Source organism: Acinetobacter bereziniae LMG 1003 = CIP 70.12 (assembly GCF_000368925.1).
Classification (GTDB): Bacteria; Pseudomonadota; Gammaproteobacteria; order Pseudomonadales; family Moraxellaceae; genus Acinetobacter; species Acinetobacter bereziniae.
Window position 1 is genome coordinate 631,740 of record NZ_KB849755.1, and the last position, 23,156, is coordinate 654,895.

A 23,156-nucleotide genomic window follows, 5' to 3' on the forward strand; every position below is an offset into this window, starting at 1 on the left:
GATCAGGAAATGGCTTTTACCTAAAGTAATTTGCTATTTCAAGAATGCCAATCAACTTTATTGGCATTCTTTTCATCGAATCATCAATATATTATGGATTTTTCATCAATAGGTTTTAATTGGGGTGGTGTTTGAACTAGCTCAGACTTAGCCCAATTAGGATCATTTAGCATACGTTGTACCTGTTGAACATCTACATCTTTTTCCCAAGAGCCAATGACTAAGGTAGCAACACAGTTGCCAATTAAGTTACTGACTGCTCGAATAATTCCGATCACCCAATCTATTGAAAGAATCAGCACTAAACCAATTGCAGGTATAATTGGAAAGCTGGATAACGTAGCAGCTAAAACAACAATTGCTGATGCAGGAATACCATGGGCACCTTTTGAAGTAAACAAAGTTATAAGCAAAATGATGAGTAAGTCTGAAATTGATAGATGAACGCCAGTAGCCTGAGCAATAAAAACAACAGCAAGTGTCAGGTAGATTGAAAATCCATCAAGATTAAAAGAGTATCCAGATGGAATAACAAGACTTACAGTTGTGTCTTTAATACCGAGTTTTTTTAATTTATACATGACTTGTGGTAACACCGAATCAGATGAAGATGTCCCACAGACAATCAAAATTTCTTCTTTAAAGTATCTTATGAATTTAAAAATGTTATACCCTAATAATTTTAATATGAGTCCAAGTATAACAACGACAAAGAAAATAACGGTCATATAGTAAATGAGTATCAAATAGCCTAGATTAACAAGCGTTGCAATTCCGAATTGAGCTACAGTAAAAGCGATTGCACCAAAAACGCCTATAGGTGCCAATTTCACAATAAGCGCCATTATTTTAAAAATAACTTGAGAAATCTTATCAATCAAAGATGCCACTGGATCCTTAGTATCTTTAGGAAGCATTGATAATGCAACACCGAACAGAATAGCGAAAACAACAACTTGAAGAACATCATTCCCTGTAAATGCTCCTACAGCAGTTTGAGGAATCATGTTTAAGAAAAAATCTGATACTCCAGTAACAGCATGAATATTCTCATTATATTTTTCCAACTGTGATGCATCTAATGTTGATAAATCTACATTCATTCCATGACCAGGTTTAAAAATATATGCAACAATGAGCCCTAGTACAAGTGCAATTGAGGTCATGACCTCGAAATAAATTAAAGTCTTTGCACCAACCTTACCTGCTTTCTTTAAATCGCCAGCACCATATATACCTAAAACAATCACGCAAAATATAAGTGGAGCAATAAGCATTTTAACTAATTTGACAAATCCTGTACCTAAAACTTGGAAATTCTTAGCAATTTCTGGAGAAAAATACCCAAATAAACATCCCAAAAATAAAGCAATAATGACTTGGGTAAATAAAGAATTTCTAATTAATTTCATAAATTAGCTCAATGATAGGACTAAATTAAGAAAAGCAAAATGGATGCCAACTCAAATAAGCCCTTTTGAGTTCTTTCAAATTTAGATTACAAATTACCAAAAATAGCCAACTTTTTAACTTGACTAATATTCTTCCCCCTTGTTTACAGCATCTTCTTTCTCATTTTATTAATGACCCGTGCAGATAGCGCCATCTTTCTTTTTGCTGTTTATTTCCTCACTCATCTCAGGATTATTTTTTATTAATCCTCCTCAATTTGCTAAGATGGAGCTTAGAGAAATTGAGCTAATCGTCTCCCCTTTGTTGATTTAATTTCAACAATCACAAGTACACTTCAAGGTATACTTCCGCTTTGATTAGTTCACATTCACTCAGAAAAATTGGATTCGGTTAGACGGCCAGGCTTTTTTAGATTTATATTTTTTGCTTAAATTCAGGGATTTCATGTACATGAATAACACAGAAATAACGGCTGACTTATCTTCTCACACGCCAATGATGCAGCAATATTTAAAAGTAAAAATGCAGCATCCACATTCATTAATGTTCTATCGCATGGGCGACTTTTACGAACTGTTCTTTGATGATGCAAAAAAAGCAGCCAAACTGCTTGGAATTACGCTCACGCACCGTGGAAAAGCCAACGGCGAACCTATTCCAATGGCGGGTGTACCTTATCATGCAGCTGAAGGCTACTTGGCTCGTCTAGTCAAAAAAGGCGAAGCGGTGGTGATCTGTGAGCAAATTGGTGAAGTCACAGGAAAAGGACCTGTTGATCGCGGCGTAGTCAGAATCATTACACCAGGAACGTTAACTGATGATGCCTTATTGACGGCAACACAATCCTCCAATCTTGTTGCCTTATGCTTTCAGCAAAATCAAATCGGTATCGCCTTACTTGACCTAAGTGCAGGTATTTTTAAAGTACAGCAGCAAGATTTTAAATCTGAAAATTTAGCGATTGAACTGGCACGATTAATGCCAAGTGAAATTCTAGTCGATGAAGACATTGTCGACCCGAATATTATTGAGCAAATAAAAAAACAAATTGAGTGTCCAATCACCAAACGTCCAAATGTTGATTTTAATTTAAATAATGCACAAAAAACCTTATGTGATCAGTTTGCCGTTTCCACACTTTCTGGCTTTGGGATTGATCATTTACCGCTGGCTAAAGCAGCAGCCGCTGCCTTGCTTCATTATGCGAAGGAAACTCAAAAAACAGCTTTACCGCATATTCGTTCAATTAAGTTAGAACAAAGTTCTGATTTCATTGCGCTCGATCCTGTCACACGTCGTAATTTAGAAATTATTGATCCACTCTTTGAACATGGAACATCATTATTTAGTTTGATCAATGATTGCCAAACTGCAATGGGCAGCAGATTGCTTGCACGTACGCTAATGCAACCTATACGCGATACACAAATACTCGATGAGCGTCTAGACGCCACAGATACATTGCTCAAAGGTTATCATGAAGCGCCTGTACGTTTAGTGCTTAAAGAAATTGGAGATATTGAGCGTGTTTTAAGTCGAGTCGCTCTTGGAAGTGCTCGTCCACGTGATTTGGTACAACTGCGTCAGGCATGCGCCCAAATCCCATTTTTAAGGCATGCCCTGCAACCCATTCTCAATACTCAACAATCTAAATTAATTGGACAATTAAATGAAGAATTGGGTGATTTTAATGGATTGCACCAACGTTTAATGTCAGCCATTGTTGAAAACCCTCCTGTTTTATTGCGTGATGGCAATGTCATTGCAGAAGGCTTTGATACTGAATTAGATGAACTTCGTAAAATCCGTGATCATGCAGGGCAATTTTTAATTGATCTGGAAATTAAAGAACGTGAAACAACGGGTATCAATACCTTAAAAATTGGCTATAACCGTGTGAGTGGCTACTATATTGAACTCACCCGTGCTCAGGCAGAACAAGCACCTGAACATTATATACGTCGCCAAACCTTGAAAAATGCTGAGCGTTACATTACGCCAGAGTTAAAATCCTTTGAAGACAAAGTGCTTTCCAGTGAATCTCGAGCATTGGCTAGAGAAAAGCTACTCTTTGAAATGTTGTTAGATGAATTAAGAGCAGACATTGCCAATTTGCAAATGATGAGTGCATCCATTGCACATATTGACCTATTGGCTAACTTTGCGCATCAAGCACGTTTAAACAATTGGAATCGACCAGAATATAGCCCCGAGATCGGCATTAAAATTACTGCTGGTCGTCATCCTGTGGTTGAATCATTAAGTAAAACGCCATTTACACCGAACGATACTCAACTCGATTTTAATCATCGTATGGCAATCATTACTGGACCGAATATGGGAGGTAAATCGACCTTTATGCGTCAAACCGCATTGATCAGTCTACTTGCCTATTGCGGTAGTTTCGTTCCTGCAAAAGCTGCAAAACTAGGTCCTATAGATCGTATCTTTACCCGTATTGGTTCTGCAGATGATTTGTCTACAGGTAAATCTACCTTCATGGTTGAAATGACTGAGACCTCTCAAATTTTGCACCATGCCACCAATCAGTCTTTAGTGCTGATGGATGAGGTTGGTCGGGGTACAAGTACTTATGATGGTTTGTCACTGGCTTGGGCATGTGTACTCGACTTAACTAAACGCATCAAATGCTTATGTTTATTCGCAACCCATTATTTTGAATTAACCGAATTATCAAAAGAAGTCGCAATTGATAATTATCACGTCACTGCTAAAGAATTGAATGGTAATTTGATTTTATTGCATAAAGTACAGCAAGGTCCTGCCAGTCAAAGCCATGGTTTACAAGTTGCAAAACTTGCAGGGATTCCTGCTGGAGTGATTAAAGAAGCACAAAAACGCTTAAAAATTTTAGAGAAGCAACAACAGCAACAATTGCAATCCGTTGTACAAAATGATCTATTTGCCAATGTTGACCAACCTGAACCTGAAACACAGGAGCAGATTATTGAAATTGAAAAAGTCATTGAAATTATTAAACCTTCTCCAGTGCTCGATACTTTGGCAAATATCGACCTAGATGATTTAACTCCTCGCCAAGCACTTGAACAATTGTATGCTCTGAAAGCTGCTTTAAAGTCATAGACCAATATCCCAGGACCTGTTTATTGTTTAAGCGGGTTCTGGAAAAATGTATTACAAGTAAACCGATTATCTAAATTCAAAAACATAAAGGTTTGATGTATAAAAAGTCATTAAAACCGATTTGAGGGCTGTAAAATTAAGATTTCCTTTAGACCATTACAATACGCTGAGATTGATTTAATTTGGCAACAGATTGATCGAAAAGAGTTAATCACACATATATATCTACAACACAGCCAACAACTTCAGCGTATTGACTGCTTTTATGATGTTCAGTGTTGGGATCAGTATCATCTAGAAAATGACCCACCTTTGATCAAACATCTTTGCCAACAAGGTGCAATTTGCATAGGTGGCTTTACTCCGTCAAATCAACTCATCGCAGTTCAGGTCGTATCAAATCAAAAAATTACTGATTATCCTCAAGCGAAGCTACTGCAATATTTTTATGTAGATGCCCATCATCAAAGTCATGGCATTGGCAGTCAGTTAATGCAAACAGCCATCACATCAGCAAAAAAATTAGGTGCAAAACAACTCTATATTTCAGCAACTCCCACTCAACGTACAGTCGATTTTTATCTCAAGCAAGGCGCAAAGCTTTTAGAAAAGCCTGATCATCAACTCTGGTCTTTAGAACCTGAGGATATCCATTTAATCTACAATCTCAGCGAATAATCCATATAGAGAAATATAGTCAACGATCATTCAGTCTAAACAGACAGCAGGTTCGGTTTATTTTTCAAGCAATAAAATGATTTTTAGGTTTTTTCAATATTACAGTTATGCCCTATTTTTAATATGCTTAGCATTTTTTTAACTATACTTTCTCTATAATTATTACTCATACTCACATAAATGAGAAATACATCACAAAATAAACCTTCTTACTATAAAAAAAATTGATTCAGCAGGTTCTTCTATATTAAATATCAATAAAAGCAATTGTTACTTTGTCGCGTTTTCCCTAAAATACACCATTATTAATTAGAACCATATTTTTAGGTAGCTGACGCCATGACCTTTGTTGTCACTGAAAATTGTATTAAGTGTAAATATCAAGACTGCGTAGAAGTATGTCCAGTAGACTGTTTTTATGAAGGTCCGAATTTCCTTGTGATTAGCCCAGACGAATGTATTGACTGTGCATTATGTGAACCTGAGTGCCCTGCAAATGCAATTTTCTCAGAAGATGAATTACCTGAAGGTCAAGAAGTCTTTATTGAATTAAACGCTGAACTTGCACAAAAATGGCCGAACATTACCCAAATTGGCGATCAACCCGAAGATCGTGAAGAATGGAATGGTAAGCCAGACAAATTACAGTATTTAGAAAAATAAGTATTGTTCTAAAAGATCAGCTTAGGCTGATCTTTTTTGCATTTAAATATGTAATTTATACATTTATTTGCAATTTATTCATAATACCCAACCTAAACTAGACTAGAATACTCCGTTACTTGCTTTAGCTAATATTGAGAATGAAATTTATTTTGAAAGGTCTACTTGCTGTCGGTGTTACTACAATGATTCTGGCCGGATGTACATCTTCCCCTCAAAAGAATCCAACAATTAGCACACCGCATGGTCAACGTATTTATATTCCTGAAGAAAAAATTACGATTGAACGACCCATCCCACAAAAAACCATGCCCGCCTCTTATCGTCAATGGTTAATGTATGGTGACAACCAGTCTCGTGCGCGTGGTTATGAACGTTTTCTTGAACAAAACAATGCAGGAAATATTATTCCAAGTTTTGAATTATTTAAAACTGCACGGGATTGGGAAAAATGCGGTAAATCAGAATATATGATTCCAAGTCGAGAGCTATGGAATAATCAATTACCGACATTGAAAGTGTTCAAATATCTGGTTGCATCTAAAGTTTTAACAGACTTTACGGTTACTTCAGTTTATCGTGACCTACCATTGAATCAATGTGCGGGTGGCGCTGGCTCTTCACGTCATTTATTTAATTCAGCCATCGACTTTCGTATAGGTCCTGAAAACCCTCAACCTGAAGATTATGCTTATATTGAACACACCAAGTTTAAACTGTGTCAATTTTGGGCACAGTATGGTCAGAACTTAAACATGGGCTTAGGTCTATATGCTTCAGGACAAATCCATATTGATACTCAAGGTTATCGTACTTGGGGACCTGACTTGACCCGTAATAGCTCAATGTGTAATTTTTAAGTCAAAGTTCAATTTAAAAGAGATCGATAAGATCTCTTTTTTTATGACCAAGTATTTGATCATAAATGAAGCTTATGTTTCTATATGAACTTTAAAAACTAGGTGATCAATTCGTTTTTGTGCTTTTAGGTTCTAGATGGTTACCCTACCGTGGGGTGACATGGATGTCACCGTTGGGTGGAGGTATTTAAACTTTGAATGCAAGGTGTAGCATTGCAAGCTTCTTTACAAGCAAATAATTTATTCTTACAGGAAATTAATTTAATCAAAAGAGATTATATTCTTGCGTCTGAGTTCTTTGACAGGTTGACTATATTTTTGATCAAAACACCTTTAAATAAAAAACGCCCAATGAAATTCATCGGGCGTTTTTTGAAATAAACAAAGTCTATTTCATTTCAATCAACATAGTTTAAACCTAGTCAATTGCAGGCGTATATGTACCATCAGCGATTGCTGCTTTAATACGATCGGCTTCTTCCAATACCAAAGCAAGAAGATTCTTCACGTTGTCTAAAGTCGCAACTGGGCTTAAAGTGGTCATTTTCAAAGATTGAACCTGCCCCACTTTAGTCACACCAATATTGGCTTCACCACGTGCAAATAATTCATCTGCAACGTTTTGATTCAATGTATCCAGTAATTCCACAGGGTAATTCTCTGGAACGACACGGAACAACACCGATGCAAATTGTGGATCAACCAGCATTTCCAAACCAGCAGTAGCATTGATGTAATCTGCCACTTCGCGAGTAAGTTTAACGCCATGATCAATCATTGAACCATAAAGCTCTTCACCTAGGTTTTCGATGGTCATCCACAATTTTAACGCATCGAAACGACGCGTTGTTTGTAGAGACTTCGAAACAAGGTTTGGTACGCCATGTTCTTCATCATAAGCCGAATTTAAATATTCAGCTTCATAATGCATGAAACGATAGTTCGCTTCATCTTTCAACAAGAACGCACCACATGAAATACTTTGGAAATAGTGCTTATGGAAGTCTAAGGTGATCGAATCAGACAATTCAATACCATCAAGCATTGATCGATAGTCATTTGATAAGATCAGTGCACCACCCCATGCTGCGTCGATATGCATCCACGAGCCATATTTATTGGTGATTTCACGGATTTTTTTCAATGGATCAATCGCACCAGCATCGGTTGTCCCAGCAGTCGCAACAACACAAGCAACAATTTTGCCTTCAGCCTGTAAATGCGCCATGGTTTTTTCTAGCGCATCGACATCCATCTGTGCATTTTCATTGACCGGTACAGTCACAACCGACTGAAAGCCCATACCCATCATCGCCATGTTCTTTTGAACAGAGAAATGTGCATTTTCAGAGCAAATCACTTTGACATTACGCATCGCTTCGTTTGGAACACCGTCACGTTGAACAGACCAAGGACGACCATCCTCATCTTTCCAATTCTTGGCAATGCACCAGTCACGCGCCAACAGTACACCCATCAAATTAGACTGTGTACCGCCAGAAGTGAACACCCCTGCTTGACCTGCACCATAACCTACTTTTTGACGCAACCAATCGATTAATTGAACTTCCATCAATGAGCCTGCTGGGCTTTGATCCCAAGAGTCCATTGACTGGTTTGTGGCATTAATCAGCACTTCAGCAATTTGACTGGTCACCATCGTTGGACAGTGCAAATGTGCTAAAGAATGTGGGTGATGTACTTTTAAACTTTTATTGAGGAAAAGTTCAACCATACGCTCAAGCGACTGGTGAAGTCCTAAACCTTGTTTAGACGGCGCAAAAGAAATCGCTTCACGAAGTTCTTTGATACTTCCGCCTGTGTACATTTTATCGTTTTGCAACCATGCTGCGACTGCTTTAGTCGCCTCAGCCATTGCTGACTCATAGTCAGCAATAGATTGAGCATCATTGCAGAGTAACGCTTTACGATGTTCTGCAAAATCTACCATAAATCAAGCGCCTCGAACTGCAACAAGAGCTTCTGCAACAGCTTTCTTAAAGCGCGCAATTGCATCTTCACACTCTTCTTGAGTAATGATCAACGGACAAAGTAGACGGATCACCGTACCACTGCGACCGCCTTTTTCTAACAATAGTTTATTGTTAAAACATGCTGTTTGAATTGCAGCTGCCAATTGTGAATCAGCAGGAAGCGAACCCATATGATCTGCTTGCTTACGCTCATCCACAATTTCAACACCGATCATCAAACCGCGACCACGAACATTACCAATACATGGGAATTCTTGGGCTAATTTTTTCAATTCAGCTTGTAAGAAATCACCACGTTCTTGTGCATTTTTCGCCAGATTTTGCTCTTTGATTGTTTTAATCGTTGCAAGACCAGTACCCATAGCAAGTTGGTTACCACGGAAAGTCCCCGTGTGACCTGCTGGCTGCCAAGCATCAAACTTACGTTTAATCCCTAATACAGCCAATGGTAGGCTACCACCGACTGCTTTTGACATCACCACAACATCAGGTTCAATACCTGCATGTTCAAAGGCAAACATTTTACCTGAACGTGCAAAGCCTGCTTGAACTTCGTCTAAAATCAATACGATATTATGACGTTCAGTCACTTCACGGATTTTTTGCAACCATTTTGCAGGTGCAGACACAACACCACCTTCACCTTGAATCGCTTCAAGGATTACAGCAGCAGGTTTGGTCACACCGCTTTCGACATCTTCAATGAAGTTCTCGAAATAATAGGTAAGGGCATCTACACCTGCTTCACCGCCAATCCCCAATGGGCAACGATATTCATGCGGATATGGCATAAATTGTACGCCTGGCATCAAGCCATTCACCGCATTTTTAGCAGATAAGTTACCTGTCATCGCTAGTGCACCATGTGTCATACCATGGTAACCACCAGAGAAACTGATCACAGTACTACGACCAGTATATGTTTTTGCCAACTTAATCGCTGCTTCTGTACCATCTGCACCAGATGGACCACAGAACTGTAGACAATACTCTTCTTTTCCACCTGGGAGTTGTTCAAGTAGTGCTTCAGTAAAAGCATCTTTTAAAGGCGTTGTTAAATCTAAAGTATGTAAAGGTAAACCACTTGCTAAAGTGTCTTGAATACTTTTAATCACCGCAGGATGGTTATGGCCTAAAGCCAATGTTCCTGCCCCAGCTAAACAATCGAGGTACTTTGTACCTTCAACATCGGTAACCCAACAACCATGTGCTTCCGCTATCGCTAACGGTAATTTACGTGGATAACTACGAACATTCGATTCCATCTGACTTTGGCGAGTCAAGTAGTATTCGTTTGTGGAAGTGGCAGCAGGATTTACAGAAGTAACGCTCATATCGAATTACCATCTCTGATATGGGTTGAAAGAAATAAGTCGGGTGACTTGTGGTCCTTTGACTCGGTGCTTTATAGAAATCTAGTTAGAGAGCTTTTAATATTCATAACTAGGAGCGCGATAATACAGTTTTTTACAAGAAAATAAATAACTTTTATGTACTTATCTACTCTCCATTTATCGAAAAAAACATTTAGCTCAATCCAGTTCAAGTATTATTATCATACTATGTGACAAAGCAAAGAAAAGTAGACAATTAAAATCACGTTACCTATAAGACACGATCTTATACAAATCCAATAGTCTATAAGTGCGTAAACAATTCATTTTAAAAAATTTTTAAATAAAACATTATTGCAATTTCTATGTAAATTATTACAAATGCACCACAAAATCCGCCATAGTTTTTCCACAAACTACCATTATCATCAAAAACAGATTCAATTTATACAATATATCTTTTGGTCATAAAATTTAATCAAACAATTTTTAAGGATAACTTATGCGTTACTTAGCTTTAACCACTTTACTTCTGGGAACTACACTGAGCACAATGACAATGGCAGCTGATAATGATCCGCTAAACTACAACATCGTAAATGTTCAAGCAGATGCGACACGTCAAGTGTCTAATGATGAAATGCATGCCGTACTGTTTATTGAAAAGACCAACAAACAGCCTGCCGAGCTTTCCGCACAAATCACTCAATTAATGAATCAAGCCATTGCGATCTCTAAAAAATATCCACAAGTTAAAGTCGAAACAGGTTCACAAACCACCTATCCTGTATATGACAATGACAATCAAAAGTTAAAAGATTGGCGTGGTCGTGCTGAAATCCAAATCGAAAGTAAAGACTTTAAAGCAGCAAGCCAACTAATCAATGAATTGCAAAACAGCTTCCAAACCCAGTCTATCAACTTCACAGTGTCTGATGAACAACGTAAAAAAGTTGAAAATGAATTAATGGTTGAAGCTTCGAAAAACTTCCAGCAACGTGCGCAAATTTTAACGCAAGCATGGAACAAATCGTCTTATAACTTGGTGAATATCAACATCAATACCAGCAACTCTTATCCACAACCGATTTATGCCGCACGTGCATCTATGGCTAAGTTTGAAGCTGCTGATGCTGGTGGACAAAATATGGCTGCTGGTGAGTCGAAGATCACAGTAAATGCCAATGGTTCTATCCAGTTTAAATAATCTCGTTGATTTAACTTTAAATCAGATTCATAGAAAAATCAGATTTATAGAAACCGTGCTTAGGCACGGTTTTTAAGTCTTTATGCCTAACAATTTGATTGTTTATTACAAATTCCACTTATTTTAACCAAACCATAGTTTTAAATGATAATCATCATGATTTAAAAATAACATTGAACAGATTAAGATACGCACAATTCCAAATTTTTAAGCGCATATGAATATTTCGATTCACAACACACGCTGTCACTCAGCGTTCAAACCAAGCCCTCTGAGTCTTGCGATTGCAGTTTCATTCAGTTTTATATCCGTAGCATCTTATGCAGAGGATATCCAAGAAGATACGCCTAAAGCACTTAAAACAATTACCGTCCAAGCTGAAGGAAATTGGCTTGAAGAGGCCAATGCTGAAAAAGTGCATAAACATGCTGGTGCACGTAGCATTGTTGATCGTAAAAAAATGGATGAATCTGCGGTGACCTCCATTCGTGATGCACTCAAGCAAGTTCCTGGTGTGCAAGTTCAAGACAGTAATGGTACTGGTGGAAGTGATGTATCACTCAATTTAGGTGTACGCGGTCTCACCTCTCGTCTCTCGCCACGCTCTACAGTTTTGATGGATGGTGTTCCATTATCCTTTGCACCTTATGGACAACCACAATTATCTATGGCACCTGTGTCAATGGGTAATATTGAATCTATTGATGTCGTTCGTGGTGCAGGTACAGTTCGCTTCGGACCTCAAAATGTCGGAGGCATCATCAACTTCAATACGCGTGCAATTCCTGAGAAATTATCAGGTTCAGTTGGCTTAACAACTGAGTTTGCTACAGGGACAGACCAACTGAAGTACAGTCCAAACCTATTTGTTGGCGGAACAATGGAGAATGGTTTAGGGCTTGCCTTACTCTATTCTGGAACCAAAGGGAATGGTTATCGTGAAGCCAATAATGACATTGATATTGATGATGTGATGTTGAAATCTTCATATCAGTTTAATGACCAAGATGCTTTGGCGGTCAATCTGCATCATTATGAAGGTCGCGGTGAAATGCCTGAGGGTTTAACCACCGCTGACTATGCAAAAAATCCTTACCAATCCAATCAATTTCGAAATTATTTTGCAGGTCGACGTTCTGATGTTTCTGTGAAATATAGCCATAAAGACAAACTGAATAATTTTGAAATCTTAGGCTACTATGTCGATTCTTTCCGTACCAGTGATCTAGAGTCTGCCATTGAAGGTACTGCAAATAGTCGAATTAGCAACTCTCCACGTGATTATAAATACTTTGGAATTGAGCCACGTTATTCACGTGCCTATAGCTTGGGTAATATGAACAATGAAGTGACTGTAGGCTATCGTTATTTACAAGAAGACAGTTCTGAATTTTCAGGCCGTACAACACCATATAACACGACAACAGGCATACCAGGCGAACGTTTAGCCAATACAATCAGCGAAGGTGGAACCAAAGCTCATGCGCTCTATATAGATAACCGTTTTGGATTAGGCGCGTTTACCATTACCCCGGGTGTACGTTTTGAATCGATTAAAACACATAATGATTATAGCGCTTATCAAAGTGGAAAATTCATCAATACAGTACATCCAAAAATTAAATCGGATGAATTTCTACCAAGCTTAGCATTGCAATACAATTTCAATGATCAATGGAATATCTTTGCCAATGCTGCTGTTTCCTTTGGTCCCCAACAATATAATCAGTTAGCAAAAGTTGATGCAGGACAAGCCGTTACGACACTAGATGGATTACACCCTGAAAAATCTAATAACTATGAAATTGGTACCAAATACCTTGGCAATGGTTTAAACGCAGAACTCACTGTATTCTACTTGGACTTTGACAAAGAACTGATATTAGAACGTCCTGATAATATTGGTACAGGGATCTGGACCAATCTAGGTGCAACCAGTCATAAAGGTATAGAGTTGGGCTTAAATTACGATTTTGGGCATCTCTATGACATGCTTGAAGGTCTGAAAGTCTATAGTAATTATACCTATACCAAAGCTGTCTCAGAGGCTGGAAAATTTGAGGGCAAAGATCTCCCTTACTATTCACGCCATGTGGGGAATTTAGGTCTGAGCTATACATTTGACAAATGGTCGGTCAATGCTGATATGTTTGCTCAATCTAAACAACATGCACCTGGCTCAGGTAATATTTATCAAACTGTAGAAAGTGCAGATGGTCGTATCGGGGACATACCTGGATATTCGACTTTTGCTGTGCGTACAGGCTATGATTTTGGTGAAGATTTTTATGGTTTAAAAATCGCAGCTGGTATTAAAAATGTATTTGATAAAGAATATTTTACTCGTTCCTCTGATTCAACAGGTGGAAAGTATGTAGGGCAACCACGCACTTTCTATTTGCAAACTTCAGTTAATTTCTAATCAGGTTGGCAAATCAGTTTAGAATTTCAAATTGTTTTTAATTTAAGCACAAATCTCAAAACATGAGATTTGTGCTTTTTTAATTACTTTTATTCGAATATCTTTTATGATTGTTTTCTTAAAATAAGTTAGAACTTCTGTAATGGAATACGAAACAATACTGCTGAGTTTGGGGTTCTTTGCGTTTTGCGCGGGTTTAATTGATGCTGCCGTGGGTGGTGGTGGATTAGTACTCCTACCTGCGTTAATGCATGCTTTTCCGACTCGAAGTTTAGCCACTGTTTTTGGAACCAATAAAATTATTGCTATGGCAGGTACAGTGTCATCTGCATTTGCTTACTTTAAGAAAGTGACTATCAATTGGAAACTTATCTTGCCGACCATGTTGGCAGCATTTATATTTTCATTCTTCGGTGCGATGTCTGTTTCCTTAATTCCAAAAGAATTGATGCGCTATATCGTATTCTTTTTGCTTATCTTGATTGCAATCTACACTTTTGCCAAAAAAGATTTAGGTAAGATACACACAGTTTTACAAACTGGAAAAAAAGAAATTGCACTTGGTCTATTTTTTGGTGCATTGATTGGTTTTTATGATGGAATTTTTGGACCAGGTACAGGTAGCTTCTTGCTGTTTTTGTTTGTTAAAGTATTTGCTTTTGATTTTCTAAATGCCTCAGCTTCTGCAAAATTGGTCAATGTTGCCACCAATATTTCCGCAATGTTTTTCTTTATTCCCGCAGGGCATATTTTATGGATGGCAGGAATTATTTTAGCCGTATGTAATGTACTCGGCTCTCTCGCAGGAACCGCCCTCGCCTTTAAATATGGGAGTGGTTTTATTCGAATTTTCTTTCTGATTCTTTTGATCTTTCTAATTGGACGTATGGGATATGATTTATTTTTCTAATCCAAATCAACCCTTCAGATCTGCGTTTAGATCGGTTCCCGATGTAAAATAATAGCGTTATAGCCATAATCTAAACTTGAACACTCGACATCAAGCCTATCCCCCCTTTGAGGGTTTTGTTCAAAGGCGACACTCCATAAAAAATTTGGATCTTGTTCAAAGATATAACAAAGTTCAATACAAGAGATATGATTAAATGCATGATATCGGATTGAGTTTAATTCACCATTGCTTAAATCCAAGGCAGAAAATTGCTGAATATACTGTTCTCCAAATTGCACCAAATCTGTAACCAAAGGTTCAGCAAGTTTTAAAAAGTCAAACTGTTGCTCAGGAAATATCTCGGCATATTCATTTGGAATCAATACATCAACCCATTGATTTTCAATGCTGGCAAACCAATGCTGGAATTCAGAGACATACTGGAAATCTTGAAGTTTAGGAAATTTAATCATTCACCTCTCACACAGTGCTTACAACACAATTAAAACTTACTCAAAATCAGGGCGTGCCCATCGTTCACTCATATGCCAATTAATGATATCAATCGTTGGATCAGTTTCTAGAAATTCATTTTCATCTTCTAATGCCTCTTCATTCAACTGATATAAGTCAGCTTGTAAATCCTGACAAAACTGTTGGAGTAAGTCATCAATCGAATTGGCAACCAAAATCCCCACGTTATAATCATGATCAATAAAAATGACCTGCCCACTGACACCTAAAGCTGTCGGTGCTAAGTCCAAATATAAACCAGTTCTTCCACCGTCATGTGCAAACTGAATCCAATCTCGATGATAAGCATTACTTGGGTTAATTTGCGGATCGGCATGTTCTAACACAAAAAGCTCATCCACAAGATCTGCAAGCTCTAGTCGTCTATTTTCAATTGTGGCAAGAGATAAAAACGCCATACCATAAAACAAACTTCCAAGGTTCTCTTCTTCATTCATACCATTATGCCAACGGTAGAGTGCTTTAAAATCTTCTGGCAATGTTCTTGAAATCTGATGTTCAAAGCCTTCAATCTCGACACTGTTTGCCGCAGGATTCAATGACTGCTTGGCAATTTGTGGCGCATGCTGTTCTAACCAGCTTTGTATATCTTCTAATTGTTTTTGAATCATTTTCATTATTCGCGGAAATAACCTTTGACTAGAGTTTACTCAAAAAAATCAAACAATGACAATAAAAAAGCCACTCAAAAGTGGCTTTCATATTAAAGCATTCATTATTTTTTAAATGGAAAAGCATATTTCACAATACGTCCGAGTACCTGACCATACTGCTTAAACAAACTGGCATTGTTGTAGTTCAAACCATATTTTTTACATACAGCTTCCACTTTAGGTGCCATTTTACGATAACGGCGCGCAGGTACTTCTGGAAATAAATGATGCTCAATCTGATGGCTCAAATGCCCTGTTAAAATATGGAATGCTTCAGACCCTGTGAGATTTGAAGAACCCCGAATCTGACGCATATACCAATGACCACGGCTTTCATCCTGTAAAACAGTTTTAGGAAAAACTTCAACATCTTTGGTAAAGTGACCACAAAAAATGATACTAAATGTCCAAATATTACGAATACCATTTGCCACTAAATTACCAGTAAATACTGGCAAAGCAGCTGGACCAGCAATCAAAGGAAAAAATAGGTAATCTTTAAAAAACTGCTTACCGATTTTTTTCTGTGTTGGTTTCCATTCTTCTTTAAATTGCACCCATGTTTTTCGCTTATAGATTAATCTTCCGATTTCAAGGTTTTGGATCGCAACCCCCCACTGAAACAATAAGCAGAAAGGAATTGCGTATAAAGGCTGAAGCAGAAAACCCGGCTTCCAACGTTGTTCTGGAAACAGGCGTAGCAAGCCATAACCAATGTCATCATCCATGCCTTTAATATTGGTATAGGTATGATGTTTATAGTTATGGGTTTGACGCCAATTGTCAGACGTCCCCACAATATCCCATTCGTAAGTTGTTCCTTTAAAACGTGGATCATTCATCCAATCATATTGCCCATGCATGACATTATGACCAAGTTCCATATTTTCCATGATCTTTGCAAAGCTGAGTAAACCTGTCCCTAATAACCACGCGGGTGGAAACCAACCTGCAAACAAACAGGCACGTCCTAAAATACTGCTATAGCGAATAGCGGCATATACTTTTTTAATGTATTTGGCATCTTTCTCGCCAATATCATCCAGGACTTCTTGCTTAATCGCATCCAACTCTCGTGCAAGTTCATCCAACTCAGTCTGACTCAGTTCACGATTTTTGGTATTTTTAAAATATTGAATTTTAACTGGCATATTCATGGTAAAACTCGCTTAAATATCAATCACTAAATCAGTCTGAGCTGTATTTACACAGATTCTCAGTAAATTATTTGGTTCCGCATTCTCTTGACCATTTACCAAGTTTTGCGTTGCGCCCTGTACTTTATTGCATGCACATTTATTGCAGATTCCCATTCGACAGCCATGTTCTGGTTTAACATTTTGCTGTTCTAGACCGACTAAAATTGCCTGCCCTTTTGGAATTGCTATCACTTTATTGGATTTGGTTAAAGTAACATTTACAAAGCCTGTATCATCTGATTTTACAGGGCTTAAACTAAATGCCTCACTTCTAAATTGTTTGGCATTTTCAAACAACTGTTCTGCTGTTGCGACAAAACCTGATGGTCCACAGGCATAGACTGTACTCAGTTCTAAGTTTTTAATCAGGTAGAGATACTCTGTATTCAAACGTGTATCCGCTGGTGCTTCTTGTGTATAAAATACATCGAATTTAAATTGCGGATATTGCTGTGACAATTGTTCAAAATATTGCTGAAACACCACATCACTTTGCTTTTTAACCCAATACAGTAGATGTACAGGCTGTTGATCCATTTGATGTTTCGATAATAAAGCCTGAATCAAACTGTACATCGGTGTGATGCCACTGCCCGCTGCCAATAAAATCAGTGGATGTACCGTTTCAGGAAGCAGCATATCGCCATAAGGTTGACCAAACTCAATGATGTCACCGATTTGGATATGATCAATCAACCATTGACTAACAACACCTTTTTCAACTTTTTTTACAGTAAGCAAGACATGTTGTTGATCCAGTTGTGTCAGACTATATGTACGCTCATAGCGTCGACCGTTGACTTCAACCACGACTGGATGATGTTGACCTGCCTGCCCCATTTTAAAATGACGATTCGTTTTAATTTTTAGACTTACAGTGTCTGCAGCTGATTGTTTCTTTTCAACAATTTCCCCTAATGCTTGTTGAACAGACCACAAAGGATTAATTTTTTGTAGCCAAAAATTGGCAGTATCATTCCCCAATACCATATCAAATATAGACGTTACAGGAGATTTTTGCTTTTCAATAGCGTGCATGTTGAGCTCACCATCTGAGTGAATTTTAATTATTATACACATGTATATATATTTGTATATATAACCGTATTGTATCTAGACATTTCACTTATGTAATCGCAACCGCTATAATGAAAAATATTTTAAAGATTTGATAATTTATGAATCCAACGTCAGCATTACCTCAGAACGCCTCTTCTGTTCAAGATCAAATTCATGAGCTTGAAAAAGTTTCTGTACGTACCGTTGGACGCAAAGCAACCATTACCAAAGAAGAATTATTCCAAGCAGCATTAAATTTAATTGGTCCACAAAAAAGTATTTCTTCACTGAGCTTAAGAGAAGTTGCTCGTGAAGCCGGGATTGCGCCGAATAGCTTTTATCGACACTTTAAAGACATCGATGAATTGGCGATTGAATTAATTGATCGTTCAGGTGTGGTATTGCGTCAAATTTTGCATGAAGCACGCATCAAGGCCGTAAGACAAAGCAGTATTATTCGTAGTTCTGTAGAAGTTTTTATTGAACAATTAGATGCCGATGAAGGTAATCTAAGCTTATTACTGCGTGAAGGCTATACTGGATCAAAACAATATAAATTGGCTGTTGAAAAACAGTTAAATTACTTTCAACAAGAATTACAGGAAGACTTGATTCGAATTGAGCGAATTAATCACAGTAAACTGACTCATCCTGATTTAGTGGCTAAAGCCATTACACAGTTGGTCTTTAATATGGGTGCGAATGTGATTGATTTGCCAGCCGCTGAACGCAAGGAAGTTGCGGAGCAAACCATGATTATGATTCGGATGTTACTTGAAGGCTCTCGTCATCTGGATGAAGCACAAATTAAATAATCCCTTTACTTCAACGACCTCATACCATTATAAGCATCCAATAATGAGCAAAAATCAACAGAATATCCGCGTAGGTATACTTGGTGTGACAGGTAGAATGGGACAAATGCTTGTTCAAGCATCTATTCAAGCTGGATTACACATTACGGTTGCGACAGGCAGAGCCGGAAGTCCATCTATTGGTCAAGAACTCGGTACATATTTCAATCGAGACTCCTTAGATGTCATCATTTATGAAGACTTAGCAGCAGTTATTCAAAATTGTGATGTGGTGATTGATTTCACCACAGCTGAAGCTTTGTCTCATCACCTTGAAACCTGTCAACAAGCAAACAAACCAATCATTATTGGTATTACAGGTCTATCTAAAGCATTGAATCAGCGTATTGTAGAAGCAGCTCAAACAATCACTGTTGTACATTCAGGTAATTATTCCATAGGCGTCAATTTATCAGTCGACTTGGTACGTGTAGCAGCACAATTACTCGGGCGTGATTTTGAAACTGAGATAATTGAAGCCCACCACCGCCATAAAATAGATGCCCCATCAGGGACAGCCTTGATGTACGCTGATGCAATTTCCGAAGTAAGGCAGACATCTCTCTCTGATTTCGCTGTTTATCAGCGCTTGGGCAATCAAGCTGAACGAGATCCACAAAGTATTGGATTACAAGCAATTCGGGGAGGAGATATCGTGGGTGAACACAGCACGATTTTTTTTGGTCATGGTGAGCAAGTTGAAATCAAACATATTGCAACCAATCGTATGAATTTTGCTACGGGCGCTGTTCGCGCAGCAGTGTGGAGCATGACTCAACCATCTGGTTTATATGATATGCAAGATGTCATCCATTTTCATCCAGATTAGCATTTCAATGCCAACTCACTTTTAAATTTCCATCTAGAGCTTCCATTGAGAACTCAAGCCATTTAAATCTTTATGCCGGAATAACTTTAATAACTTAACGTGAGTTCGACGCAAGCACACCTTTAACTTATTGAAAAACAATAAATTTATGCGGAGTCTTGCTGAGTTTTCATCCATTTTTTGGATCAGCCTGCGGCTCGCCATACTTGTATCTTTTGTTTTGGCATGAGGAGCGAAGCTCCGCAAGGGCAACCATCTTGCGCAGCGGTATCGCTGCTCACCGCAAAACTCGTCAACCACCAGCAATACATATAATCAGTCGCAGAAACAATATCTTATAAAAGTAGTCCTGCCTCGAACAGTTGCGGATGACGTTTCTGAGTATCATATTTCATCAAGGATTTTTATCGAACTCAGGTTAACTTAGCAATAGTGAAAGAATATATTTCATTCAATATTGATGCAAAATATTTCACATAGAATTAAGATTCATATATAAAAATAGTTGTTGTCGTCCAAAGCTAGAGCGGTTTAAATTTAGTTGCGGTTTTTATGACCCATACATCAATTGTATAATTGAGCCAAATTCACATGAAAATGTTAAATGATCGTCAAAGCATTATTGCAAGTTATTTGCTTATGCTGATCTTTTTGTCTTTACTCATTCCACTACATTTACTCGCATCTTTTTTTGCAGGATTTGTTGTTTTTGAAATCATTAACAGTCTAGGCACGGTCACGGAAAAATATATTGATGGTCAACGAGCACGACTGACCATCAGTATTGTACTCGCGATCATTATTATTTCTCTGATTGTATTGAGCATCACTGGTCTTATCAGTTTTGTGCAACATGATTTGCAAGGTGCTGGAATCCATGCCATTAGCGATCAAGTAGATCAAACACTACAAAAACTGCAACTTGAAGTTGCCCAGTATTTCCCAAGTTTTATTCCCTATTCTTTAACTGAATTAAAAGACCAAACCTTTGATCTAATTAAAGATAATTTATCAACTTTAAAAAATACTGGAACTGGTTTTTTACATAACTTAGCCACGATGCTCATCGGGATGATTGTCGGAATACTGGTTTCATTAAATCGCCTACATCCGCAACCTGACCAACCTGCATTTAAACGAGCCATGATCACTCGGATTGAAAATCTTTCCAGCTCTTTTAAGAATGTAGTTTTTGCTCAATTTAAAATCTCATTGATTAATACTTTCTTATTTTTGCTGTTCTCACACCTACTGCTCCCTGCTTTTGGTGTACAGTTGCCCTTTGCCAATACATTAGTGATTCTGACATTTATTTTTGGGCTTATTCCAATCGTTGGGAACTTACTCTCCAATACGATTATTGTGATTGCAGGCTTGACCATTTCAGTATCCACAGCCGGTATTGCACTGCTCTATTTGATCTTTATTCATAAACTTGAATATTTTATCAATGCAAAAATTATTGGAACCAAAATCCATGCAGCATCGTGGGAAGTATTATTGGCAATGCTGGTTTTTGAATCTCTTTTCGGACTTGCAGGCTTAATTATTGCACCTGTTTTCTATGCTTATCTCAAACTTGAGCTTAAACAAGCTGAAATGATTTAAGTAGAATGCAAAGTAAAACCTCATTCATTCAAAAGACGCTTTAAAGCGTCTTTTTTACAGGTTTGATTTGGTCGTTTTCAAGCAATTATTCCCAAACAATCTCTTGCTTTTGTTGCGCCCAATTATCCAGAAATGGTGCATAACGGCTTTCAATCTTATTACGTTTAATCTTCATTGTCGGTGTGAGCAAATCATTTTCCATAGTCCATGGCTCATTGACAATCACAAAGAAACTCAGCTTTTCATGTGGCTCAAGCTCTTCGTTGATTGTCGTCCTTAAAGTTTTTAGTGTATTTTCAATATCATCTTTTTGTCCATTCTGCTTTAAATGAAGCCGTATATCCTCTGCCAACATGATAAAAGCAACAGGCTGTGGTTGGCTCGAACCACCCACACATACAGACTCAATTAAAGCATTGTTCCCCAATTTCTGTTCTGTCGGAACAGGCATGACATATTTTCCTTTAGAGGTTTTAAAAATGTCTTTAATCCGCCCTGTGATTTTTAAACGCCCTTGTTGATCAATTTCACCTAGATCACCAGTACGTAAAAATCCATCTGCAGTGATATCTTCTGCTGTCTTTTCTGGATTTTTATAATACCCCAACATGGTTCCTGGGCTTTTTACTAAAATTTCGCCATTTTCATCGATTTTACATTCTACCTTCGGTTGCACATGCCCAACATAGCCCATGGCAAACTGTCCTACTCGTGTGACATGCGAATAGCCACAGTTTTCAGTCATTCCATAGACTTCGAGCAATTCCAAGCCTAAATTCCTGTACCACATTAAGATATCAATCGGTAAAGGTGCTGCTGCTGTAAAAGCATAACGCACATGATTTAATCCCAATTTAGTTAATAATTTCTTTTTGAGTAAATTGCCTACAAGCGGAATTTTGAACAAAACTTTTTGGACATGTAGAGGAATTTTTTCATTAATTCCTAAATAAAATTTTGTCCAAAGCCGTGGAACTGAAAAGAATAAGGTAGGTTTAGCACGATTTAAATCTTCTATAAACGTTTCTAGCGAATTTGCAAAATAAACAGTGAATCCACACACCATCAACGAGGTTTCAATAAAAATACGTTCAGCCACATGAGCCAGTGGTAAATAAGATAATGCTCGGTCATTCTCATTGACTTGATAGATGGTTTTAAGTTCCCGTGCACCTGCCAAAATCGTTCCAAAGCTTTGCATTACCCCCTTGGGTGCACCGGTACTTCCCGAGGTATAGACGATGGTTGCCAATGTATTTTTATCTGGTAAAGCAGGGTCTTGCAGCGGTTCAGTCGTCTGAACAATCTCATTCCATGAGGGTGCATCATATTCAGGTGATAAATTTAGCGTGATACATGGCAAATCTTGTGGAATGACGGGTTTGACTTCATTCCAACTGTCTGCTTTGCCGTCAAGCTTTCCAATAAACAATAATTTTGCTTCGCTGTGATTAAGTACATAGGTCGCACCTTCAGCATTTAATGTCGGATAAAGTGGTACAGAAACATAGCCAGCCATCCAAATCGCTAAATCTGCCATGATCCAATTTGCGCTATTTTTTCCATAAATCGCAATCGCACTTTGTTCAGGTAATCCCAAGGATTGCAGGTAAGCAGCCATTCGTCGAACTTGTGATGCAACTTCAGACCATGTATAAGACACCACCTCCCCATTGGCAAGCGGCTGAACAAATGCCTGTTTTTGCGGTAAATGTTTTTCCCAGTGAAGTAAATAATGCACATGGGTATCATGAAACTCAACAAAATCCTTGTTTTCCATATCGTTTCTTCCATTTATTGTAAGTTTTTATCTCTGGTAGAGGCTTTCAGCTTTAAATCTGATTGATGAATA

Annotated in this window: 18 protein-coding genes; 10 read left to right on the forward strand and 8 right to left on the reverse strand. The window is 37.9% G+C overall.

Going from position 1 to position 23,156, the window contains the following annotated elements:
• Positions 1–83: 83 nt before the first annotated feature.
• A complete protein-coding gene (gene dctA / locus F938_RS04835) occupies positions 84–1,412 on the reverse strand; it encodes a C4-dicarboxylate transporter DctA (RefSeq protein ID WP_005029908.1) in 1,329 nt (442 codons plus the stop codon).
• Positions 1,413–1,863: 451 nt separating this feature from the next.
• On the opposite strand from dctA, the gene mutS reads away from it, so the two are divergent.
• The 4 genes from mutS (at position 1,864) to F938_RS04855 (ending at position 6,719) form a co-directional block, all read left to right on the forward strand.
• The gene (gene mutS / locus F938_RS04840; protein ID WP_005029910.1) at positions 1,864–4,518 is read left to right on the forward strand and encodes a DNA mismatch repair protein MutS; all 2,655 of its coding nucleotides are present in this window, start codon (positions 1,864–1,866) and stop codon (positions 4,516–4,518) included.
• Positions 4,519–4,659: 141 nt separating this feature from the next.
• Entirely contained in the window at positions 4,660–5,196 is a 537-nt protein-coding gene (locus tag F938_RS04845; RefSeq protein WP_042066225.1) for a GNAT family N-acetyltransferase, read from the forward strand.
• A 339-nt stretch (positions 5,197–5,535) separates the two neighbouring features.
• Positions 5,536–5,859, forward strand: a complete 324-nt coding sequence (fdxA, locus tag F938_RS04850; RefSeq protein ID WP_004831407.1) for a ferredoxin FdxA — start codon at positions 5,536–5,538, stop codon at positions 5,857–5,859.
• A gap of 140 nt (positions 5,860–5,999) precedes the next feature.
• A complete protein-coding gene (locus F938_RS04855) occupies positions 6,000–6,719 on the forward strand; it encodes a D-Ala-D-Ala carboxypeptidase family metallohydrolase (protein ID WP_005029915.1) in 720 nt (239 codons plus the stop codon).
• Between the two features lie 418 nt (positions 6,720–7,137).
• Here the strand turns inward: F938_RS04855 and F938_RS04865 are convergent, their stop codons facing one another.
• Positions 7,138–8,670, reverse strand: coding sequence for a pyridoxal phosphate-dependent decarboxylase family protein (locus tag F938_RS04865; RefSeq protein WP_005029918.1), 1,533 nt, complete (start codon positions 8,668–8,670; stop codon positions 7,138–7,140).
• Positions 8,671–8,673: 3 nt separating this feature from the next.
• Positions 8,674–10,047: a diaminobutyrate--2-oxoglutarate transaminase gene (locus F938_RS04870; RefSeq protein ID WP_004831411.1), complete on the reverse strand. Its 1,374-nt coding sequence runs from the start codon at positions 10,045–10,047 to the stop codon at positions 8,674–8,676.
• Between the two features lie 502 nt (positions 10,048–10,549).
• Between F938_RS04870 and F938_RS04875 the strand changes: the two genes are divergently transcribed.
• From F938_RS04875 to F938_RS04885, 3 genes are all read left to right on the forward strand, one after another.
• Positions 10,550–11,254 (forward strand): SIMPL domain-containing protein, encoded by a 705-nt coding sequence (locus F938_RS04875; protein ID WP_004831412.1) that lies wholly within the window; start codon positions 10,550–10,552, stop codon positions 11,252–11,254.
• Between the two features lie 217 nt (positions 11,255–11,471).
• The gene (locus F938_RS04880; RefSeq protein ID WP_005029921.1) at positions 11,472–13,676 is read left to right on the forward strand and encodes a TonB-dependent receptor family protein; all 2,205 of its coding nucleotides are present in this window, start codon (positions 11,472–11,474) and stop codon (positions 13,674–13,676) included.
• Positions 13,677–13,818: 142 nt separating this feature from the next.
• Positions 13,819–14,586 carry a sulfite exporter TauE/SafE family protein gene (locus F938_RS04885; protein ID WP_005029922.1) on the forward strand — a complete coding sequence of 256 codons (768 nt, stop codon included), beginning with the start codon at positions 13,819–13,821 and terminating at the stop codon, positions 14,584–14,586.
• A 26-nt stretch (positions 14,587–14,612) separates the two neighbouring features.
• On the opposite strand, the gene F938_RS04890 is transcribed toward F938_RS04885, so the two are convergent.
• The 4 genes from F938_RS04890 to F938_RS04905 all read right to left on the reverse strand — a co-directional run bounded on the left by F938_RS04890 (position 14,613) and on the right by F938_RS04905 (position 17,992).
• Positions 14,613–15,041, reverse strand: a complete 429-nt coding sequence (locus F938_RS04890; RefSeq protein WP_005029923.1) for a hypothetical protein — start codon at positions 15,039–15,041, stop codon at positions 14,613–14,615.
• A 36-nt stretch (positions 15,042–15,077) separates the two neighbouring features.
• The gene (locus F938_RS04895) at positions 15,078–15,719 is read right to left on the reverse strand and encodes an SMI1/KNR4 family protein (RefSeq protein ID WP_005029924.1); all 642 of its coding nucleotides are present in this window, start codon (positions 15,717–15,719) and stop codon (positions 15,078–15,080) included.
• 98 nt (positions 15,720–15,817) lie between these two features.
• A complete protein-coding gene (locus F938_RS04900) occupies positions 15,818–16,912 on the reverse strand; it encodes a fatty acid desaturase family protein (protein WP_005029925.1) in 1,095 nt (364 codons plus the stop codon).
• Positions 16,913–16,924: 12 nt separating this feature from the next.
• Positions 16,925–17,992 carry a ferredoxin reductase gene (locus F938_RS04905; RefSeq protein ID WP_005029926.1) on the reverse strand — a complete coding sequence of 356 codons (1,068 nt, stop codon included), beginning with the start codon at positions 17,990–17,992 and terminating at the stop codon, positions 16,925–16,927.
• A 140-nt stretch (positions 17,993–18,132) separates the two neighbouring features.
• Between F938_RS04905 and fabR the strand changes: the two genes are divergently transcribed.
• From fabR to F938_RS04920, 3 genes are all read left to right on the forward strand, one after another.
• The gene (gene fabR / locus F938_RS04910; RefSeq protein WP_005029927.1) at positions 18,133–18,828 is read left to right on the forward strand and encodes an HTH-type transcriptional repressor FabR; all 696 of its coding nucleotides are present in this window, start codon (positions 18,133–18,135) and stop codon (positions 18,826–18,828) included.
• Between the two features lie 43 nt (positions 18,829–18,871).
• Complete coding sequence (gene dapB, locus F938_RS04915) at positions 18,872–19,696, forward strand: 4-hydroxy-tetrahydrodipicolinate reductase (RefSeq protein ID WP_005029929.1); 825 nt, start codon at positions 18,872–18,874, stop codon at positions 19,694–19,696.
• A gap of 591 nt (positions 19,697–20,287) precedes the next feature.
• Entirely contained in the window at positions 20,288–21,304 is a 1,017-nt protein-coding gene (locus F938_RS04920; RefSeq protein ID WP_004831423.1) for an AI-2E family transporter, read from the forward strand.
• Between the two features lie 85 nt (positions 21,305–21,389).
• Here the strand turns inward: F938_RS04920 and F938_RS04925 are convergent, their stop codons facing one another.
• The gene (locus tag F938_RS04925) at positions 21,390–23,084 is read right to left on the reverse strand and encodes an AMP-binding protein (protein ID WP_005029930.1); all 1,695 of its coding nucleotides are present in this window, start codon (positions 23,082–23,084) and stop codon (positions 21,390–21,392) included.
• Between the last annotated feature and the right edge of the window lie 72 nt (positions 23,085–23,156).